Origin of the sequence: Rhodopseudomonas sp. AAP120 (assembly GCF_001295845.1) — a bacterium.
Classification (GTDB): Bacteria; Pseudomonadota; Alphaproteobacteria; order Rhizobiales; family Xanthobacteraceae; genus Rhodopseudomonas.
Window position 1 is genome coordinate 124,751 of the sequence record NZ_LJIC01000091.1, and the last position, 7,119, is coordinate 131,869.

The 7,119-nt window shown below is 67.4% G+C and carries 7 protein-coding genes; 1 reads left to right on the forward strand and 6 read right to left on the reverse strand.

Annotation, left to right across the window (positions count from 1 at the left end; genetic code table 11):
* Positions 1-19 precede the first annotated feature (19 nt).
* From IP86_RS15450 to IP86_RS15475, 6 genes are all read right to left on the reverse strand, one after another.
* Positions 20-1,282 carry a TCR/Tet family MFS transporter gene (locus IP86_RS15450; RefSeq protein ID WP_054163411.1) on the reverse strand — a complete coding sequence of 421 codons (1,263 nt, stop codon included), beginning with the start codon at positions 1,280-1,282 and terminating at the stop codon, positions 20-22.
* Positions 1,279-2,664, reverse strand: a complete 1,386-nt coding sequence (gene der, locus IP86_RS15455) for a ribosome biogenesis GTPase Der (RefSeq protein WP_054163412.1) — start codon at positions 2,662-2,664, stop codon at positions 1,279-1,281. Before der ends, IP86_RS15450 begins: the two co-directional genes overlap by 4 nt.
* 72 nt (positions 2,665-2,736) lie before the next feature.
* Positions 2,737-3,261 (reverse strand): hypothetical protein, encoded by a 525-nt coding sequence (locus IP86_RS15460; RefSeq protein ID WP_054163413.1) that lies wholly within the window; start codon positions 3,259-3,261, stop codon positions 2,737-2,739.
* A 54-nt stretch (positions 3,262-3,315) separates the two neighbouring features.
* Positions 3,316-3,969 (reverse strand): tetratricopeptide repeat protein, encoded by a 654-nt coding sequence (locus IP86_RS15465; RefSeq protein WP_054163414.1) that lies wholly within the window; start codon positions 3,967-3,969, stop codon positions 3,316-3,318.
* Between the two features lie 246 nt (positions 3,970-4,215).
* Complete coding sequence (gene panB, locus IP86_RS15470; protein ID WP_054163415.1) at positions 4,216-5,037, reverse strand: 3-methyl-2-oxobutanoate hydroxymethyltransferase; 822 nt, start codon at positions 5,035-5,037, stop codon at positions 4,216-4,218.
* A 2-nt stretch (positions 5,038-5,039) separates the two neighbouring features.
* Positions 5,040-5,624: an NnrU family protein gene (locus tag IP86_RS15475; RefSeq protein WP_054163416.1), complete on the reverse strand. Its 585-nt coding sequence runs from the start codon at positions 5,622-5,624 to the stop codon at positions 5,040-5,042.
* Between the two features lie 143 nt (positions 5,625-5,767).
* On the opposite strand from IP86_RS15475, the gene IP86_RS15480 reads away from it, so the two are divergent.
* Complete coding sequence (locus IP86_RS15480; protein ID WP_054163417.1) at positions 5,768-6,766, forward strand: Bug family tripartite tricarboxylate transporter substrate binding protein; 999 nt, start codon at positions 5,768-5,770, stop codon at positions 6,764-6,766.
* The last annotated feature ends 353 nt before the right edge of the window (positions 6,767-7,119 follow it).

Consider the following 7,119-nt stretch of genomic DNA (forward strand, 5'->3'; position numbering starts at 1 on the left):
GACAAGCCGCTGCAGCTCACTAACCGGTGAGAACTCGCTGCCGCGCATCACCGGCCGTGGCCGCGACCAACACCGAGACGACCAGCAGCGCGCCGGCGAGCAGGAACGGCGCGCCGGGCAAGGCGAACGGCGCGTTGCCGCCGATGAAATAGGCGAAGATCAGCGTGAACAGGAACGGCCCGATCAGTTCAGCGATGCTCTTGACGCTGGTCATCGCGCCCTGCAACTGCCCCTGCTGATCGGCCGAGACCAGCCGCGTCATCATCCCGGACGTGGCGGGCCCGGCGATGCCCCACAGCGTCATCACCGGAATGCCGATCCAGAACAGCGCGCCGGTCGGCGCCAGCGCGTAGATCAGAAAGCCGAGCGCGCCGCCGCCATAGCCAATGATCTGCGCGTTGCGCTCGCCGAGTCGCTTCACCGCCGGGCCGACCAGCCCGCCCTGCACGATCGCGGTGCAGACGCCAACGAACGCCAGCGCCAAGCCTATCTTCGTCTCGCTCCAGCCATAGCGATAGCTCGCATACAGCACGAAGATCGCCGGCAATGCGACATGCGCGACCTCGGCGCAGAACTCCACCACCGCCATCGCGGCGAGCCGGCTATTCGAGGCGAGCAGCCGCACCGCGCCGACCGGGTTGGCAGACTTCCAGCGGAACGGCGAGCGCCGCTCCGGCGGCAGCGACTCCGGCAACACCAACAGGCCGTACAACGCGTTGCAAAGGCTGAGCCCCGCCGCGATCCAAAACGGCAGCCGCGGATCGACACCGCCGAGCAGCCCGCCCATCGCCGGGCCGATGATGAAGCCGAGCCCGAAGGCCGCGCCGACCTTGCCGAACACCGCGGCGCGCTTCTCCGCCGGCGTCACGTCGGCGATGTAGGCGAACGCGGTCGAGATACTCGCCGCCGTGATGCCGGAAATCACCCGGCCGAGAAACAGCCAGCCCAGCGACGGCGCCAGCGCCATCAGGATGTAGTCGAGGCCGAGGCCGAGATTGGACAACAGGATCACCGGCCGCCGGCCGAAATGATCGGACAGCCCGCCGAGGATCGGCGACGCCACGAACTGCATCAGCGCCCAGGCGGTACCGAACAGGCCGTAAATCCGCGCCGCATCCGCGGTGTTGTTGTGGGCGAAACTCTCGATCAGCTTCGGCAGGATCGGCAGGATCATGCCGATGCTCAGCATGTCGAGCAGGATGGTGACGAAGATGAATCCCACCGCGGCGGGCCGCGCGCCTCCCGCCCCGATCGTCTCGGACGGTTGGTCGCCGTGGGTCATGACTTCCGCTTGCGTTTGTGGGCGAACGGATTCGCCTTCTCGCGCAGCGTGATCCGCACCGGCGTGCCGGGCAGCTTGAACACGCCGCGCATCGAATTGACCAGGTAGCGCAGATAGGATTCCGGCACCGCATCGGCGCGCGAGCAGAACACCACGAAACTTGGCGGCCGCGCCTTGGCCTGGGTGGCGTAGTTGAGCTTCAGCCGGCGGCCGGCCACCGCCGGCGGCGGGTTCTGCGCCACCGCCTGCTCGAACCAGCGGTTCAGCGCCGCTGTCGGCACGCGCGTATTCCACACCGCGTAAGCGTCCTGGATCGCCGTCATCAGCCGATCGACGCCCTCGCCCAGCATGCCGGAGGTCGCGACGATCGGCACGCCGCGGATCTGCGGCAGCCAATGATCGGCATCGGCGCGCAGCTGCGCAATCTGACCGCCCTGCTGCTCGACCAGATCCCATTTGTTGACCGCGATCACCAGCGCCCGACCCTCGCGCTCGATCAGATCGGCGATGCGCAGGTCCTGCTCCTCGAAGCGGTTCTGCGAATCCATCATCAGCACCACGACTTCGGCGAACCGCACCGCGCGCAGCGCGTCGGCCACCGACAGCTTCTCGAGCTTTTCCTCGATCCGCGAGCGACGTCGCAACCCGGCGGTGTCGAAAATCCGGAAGTCACGGCCCTTCCACTTCACCTCGACAGCGATGGAATCGCGCGTGGTGCCGGCCTCGGGGCTGGTCAGCAGCCGCTCTTCGCCGAGCAGCCGATTGATGAAGGTGGACTTGCCCGCGTTGGGGCGGCCGACGATCGCGACGCGGATCGGCCGCCGGGCGATTTCCTCGTCGGTCAGCTCGTTGAGGTTCTCGTCGTCGTCCTCATCCTCTTCCACCGGCTCGGGCATCAGCGCGCGCAGCGCGTCGTAGAGTTCGCTGAGGCCTTCGCCGTGCTCGGCCGAGATCTGCACCGGATCGCCGAGGCCGAGCGCGTAGGACTCCATCGCGCCGATCTCGCCGTGCTTGCCTTCGCTCTTGTTGGCGACCAGCACCACCGGCTTGTTGGCGCGGCGGGCAAAGTCCGCAAAGGCGCGGTCGTTCGGCGTCAGGCCCATGCGCGCGTCGAACACGAACATCAGCGCGTCGGCAAGTGCGATGGCGGTTTCGGTCTGCTGCTGCATCCGCGCCGTCAGCGAGCCTTTGGCGCCTTCATCGAGCCCGGCGGTGTCGATGATGGTGAATTCCAGATCGCCGAGGCGCCCCTCGCCTTCGCGGCGGTCCCGCGTGACGCCGGGGGTGTCGTCGACCAGCGCGAGCTTTTGCCCGACCAGACGATTGAACAGCGTCGATTTGCCGACATTGGGTCGGCCGATGATGGCGATGGTGAACGACATGGCTGATCCGTGCGCCGAGAAGCAGTGACCTGTCAATGTCGCGACGTGCCGGAGGCGCGCCGGAAATCAGGATCAGCGCTGGAAAGTGCCGCTCGGCAGCGGCGCCGGGAATGCCGAGGTGCCTTGCTGCTGTGCGGGGGCCGGGTCGGCGGCGGGCTGGTCGGCCGGCGGCGCCGTGGTGCGACGGCGCGCCTGCTTGGCAGGCTTCGGCGCCGGGGGCGCCGCGGCCGTGCTGCCGTCTTCTTCGGGCGCCGGCTCGGCGTCCGGGGCCGGTGCGGCAGGCCGCGAGGCCGCCGCGCTGTGGTGCGAGCGGGCGCGCTTCGGCTTAGCCTCCGGCGGAGGCGCGACCGGGGCGGCCTCGACCACCGCCTGATCCTGCTGCTGCGCGCCCTTATAGAGATTCTTCGGCACGCCCTGTTCGAGGCCGGGAACGCCTTCGGGGAACACCGGCTTGCGCTCGCCCGCAAGCTTCTTCTTGTTGTCGAGGAAGTCGAACATATCGGTCGGGTCCCAGCCGCCGAGGCTGCCACAGCCGGCCAGTCCGCTCGAGAGTGCGAGCAGGACGGCAAGGGAGATCAGGCGGTGCGAACGGCGCATGGACGGTGTCTCACGTGAACTCGAACGTTGGCGATGGTGCCGGTCGGTCTCAAACTAGCTCTTGGCAGCGGGCGGCAGCAGCGCCTGCAGGACTTCGGCGCGATTGCGCAGGCTCGCCGGCGTCTCGGGATCGAGATTGATCTGCTCGATCCACTGCCGCGTCGCCGCAACATTGTTGGCGCGCCAAGCAGATAGCGCCAGCAGCTCACGCGCGGTGTGACGATAGATGGCGCCCGGACCCGAGATCGGTTCGAGGCGCTGCACCATGTCGTTGTAGGCCGCGCTGTCGACCAGTAACTGACCGGCCTTCAGCGTGGCGAGATCGCGGTCCTGCGCCGGCACGGCGCGGTCGGCCGCGATCGCATCGTACAGCTTCACGCCCTTCTGCGGATCGACCGCGGCGGCTTCGGTGGCGGCGCGCAGCCGCGCCAGATTGCGATAACCGGCGGGCGCTGTTGCGGCGACCTTGTCGAAGGCCGCTTCGGCTTCGGCGTGCTTGTTCTGCTCGGCGAGTTCGACCGCGGCGGTGAAGGCGGCGCCGGCTTCGGCGGCCTTCTTGCCTTCGAAATATTGATAGGCGCGCCAGCCGCCGACGCCGGCGACGATCAGGACGGCGACAATGATGATCAGAAGCGAATACTTGTCCCACAGCTTCTTGAGCCGTTCGCGACGCACTTCCTCGTCGATTTCATTAAAAATCTCAGACACTTATGGATTCCTGTCGCGACCGGCGGCGCTTTCGCCCGAATGCGCCGCGCGCCCGTCCCCCAGACGCTGCGGCGGCGATACCCTAGCGTTATGGCGGTGGCAAGGCAAAGCCAGCCAAATCAAGGGGATGTCCCGAAACGATCAACCGACGCTTTGCGACCCGTTGGCGCCGGAAAGCATGCGGCAAACTTCAGGCAAACCCGGGGCAGCGATCCTGCGGATCGGCACCCCAGTTGCCAACGATTGTCAGCTCTTTTTCATCCCGTAGACGTGCTCCGGACCCGGGAATGCACGGGAGCGGACCTCCTCGGCGTAGCCCTTGATCGCCGCCTCGATGCCGGGACCGAGCTCGCCATAGCGCTTGACGAATTTCGGCGGCTTCGGCGACAGCCCGAGCATGTCTTCGAGCACCAGCACCTGACCATCGCAGGCGGCGCTGGCGCCGATGCCGATGGTCGGGATCGCGATCGACTCGGTGATCTTGCGGCCGAGCGGTTCGGCGACCGCCTCGACCACGACCGAGAAGGCGCCGGCATCGGCGACCGCCTTGGCGTCGGCCTCGATCGGCGCCCAGCTGCCCTCCTCGCGGCCTTGCGCGCGGAACGAGCCCAGCGTGTTGATCGACTGCGGCGTGAGACCAATGTGGCCCATCACCGGAATGCCGCGCTCGCTGAGGAACGCGATGGTCTCGGCCATGCGCACGCCGCCCTCGAGCTTCACGGCGCCGCAGTGAGTCTCTTTGAGGATGCGCACGGCGGAGTGGAAGGCCAGCTCCTTCGACGCTTCGTACGAGCCGAACGGCATGTCGACCACGACCAGCGCGTGCTGCGAGCCGCGCATCACCGCGTGGCCCTGCAGGATCATCATCTCGAGCGTCACCGGCACGGTGGTCTCGAAGCCGTGCATCACGTTGCCGAGCGAGTCGCCGACCAGGATGACGTCGCAATAGCGGTCGACCAGCGAGGCGGTGTGGGCGTGATACGAGGTCAGCATCACGATCGGATCGCCGCCCTTGCGCGCGCGGATATCAGGGGCGGTCTTGCGCCGGATGGTCGATTGAACAGACATGCTTAGGCTCCGAACACGGACACGCCGATGACGTAGGGATGGAACACGAAGGCGAGCGCCAGATACAGCACGACGCCGGCGACGATGGCGATGACGTCGTTCTTGGCGCCGCCGACCGGAATCGGCGGACCGCCCGCGTCGCTGCGGCGCTTCAGCGAGATGCGGTCGTACACCGCCCAGGCCAGCAGCGAGCCGAACAGGATGATCGAGCCGAGATCGCCGTTGGCGATCAGGTGCCCGACCGCCCACAGCTTCACCGCGGTGAGCATCGGATGCTTGACCGCCGCGTAAATCCGGCCGCGCGAATACGCAGCGGCGAGCAGGATCGCCATCGGCAGCATCAACAGCGCGGTGAGATGCTTGGTCCAGTGCGGCGGATACCAGACGTCGATCCAGCCGTGGGCGCGATAGGAGCCGAAGCCATAGGCGATCAGCACGATGCCGCCGATCGCCAGCACCGCATAGACGATCTTGTAGACCGCCTCGCCGCCGATCCCGATCAGCCGGCTGCGCAGATCGCGCCGCGTCGTCACGACGTGGATGCCGATGAACAGCACCAGGCCGAGGATCATCACCGCAAGTCCCATCGCGTCACTCCTGTCTCGGCCGGCGCATGCGGCGATTTGCGCACCGGCCAAATCCCCCTATGGTCCGCGCCGTCGCGCGGCCGGCCGCAGCACGGCGCCGCGCGGGCGAAATCCGGGTATCATTGTTTACGGGATCGATGCAAATGCTGGGACGCCTCCTCCGGACGTTGCCGCCGACGCTGGCGCTATTGGGCATCGCGGTTTGCACGATCAGCACCGGCGCTGCCGCAGCGCAGACCACCGCGTGGCCGCCGAAGCTGGTGCGGATCGTCGTGCCGTTCGGCCCCGGATCGACGCCCGACATTGTCGGCCGCGTGCTGGCCGACAGCCTGCAGGCGCGTCATCCCGGCACGAGCTTCGTGACCGAGAACAAGCCGGGCGCGGCCGGCAATCTCGGCACCGACGCGGTCGCCAAGGCGGCGCCGGACGGCGCGACGCTCGGCATCTCGATCCCCGGCCCGCTGGTGATCAACCAGTTGGTGTTCACCAGGCTGCCATATGATCCCGAACACGACATCACCCCGGTGACGATGCTGACGCGGCTGCCGAACGTGCTGGTGGTGCCGACCAGCCTCGGCGTCGGCGACGTTGCAGCGTTCGTCGCCAGGCTGAAGGCGCCGGGCAGCAGCCTCGCTTACGCGTCGATCGGCGCCGGCTCGCTGTCGCAGCTGTGCATGGAGGCGATCGCGCAGCAGGCCGGCGCCAAGCTGGTGCATATTCCGTATGCCGGGTCGCCCAACGCGGTGACGGCGCTGATCCGCGGCGACGTGCAGGCCGCATGCCTGCCGGCGATCTCGGTCGCGCCGCAGCTGGCATCCGGCACGATCAAGATCCTCGCGGTGTCGACGCCGGAACGCTCGCCGTTTTTGCCGGACGTGCCGACGCTGAAAGAGAGCGGCATCGACGTGCAGTCCGACGCCTGGAACGCCCTGATCGCTCCGCGCGCCACGCCGACCGCATTGGTCGATACGATCAACGCCGAGCTACGACAGTCACTGGCCGAGCCGGCGGTGATCGAGAAGCTGAAAGTCCAGATGATCACGCCTGCCCCCTCCTCGCCGGACGAGCTGCGCAAGACGCTGGCGGACGAGAAGGCGCTATGGTCCGGCGTGATCCGCGCGGCGGGGATCCGGATCGAGTGAAAGAGCGCGTCCGTCGTTGCGGGCGAAGCGTCGGCCGCGCCGGTCGGCACGATCACTCCTGGCCGTGAATGGATTGAATCAGGTCAACGCCAGCGTTCGTCATTGCGAGCCGAAGGCGAAGCAATCCAGCTCCTTGCACTGCGCTGGATTGCTTCGTCGCTTCGCTCCTCGCAATGACGAAGGCGCGATGTATTTGCCCGGACGTGCTCTCTGTCAGCAGCCACCCGCTAACTCCCAAACATCACCGCAGTGTCCTCGCTCTCCGTCATGCCCGGGCTTGTCCCGGGCATCCACGCTTTCGGACGTCGACGCGCATAATGACGTTGATGAGCGCAAAGACGTGGATGGGGGGG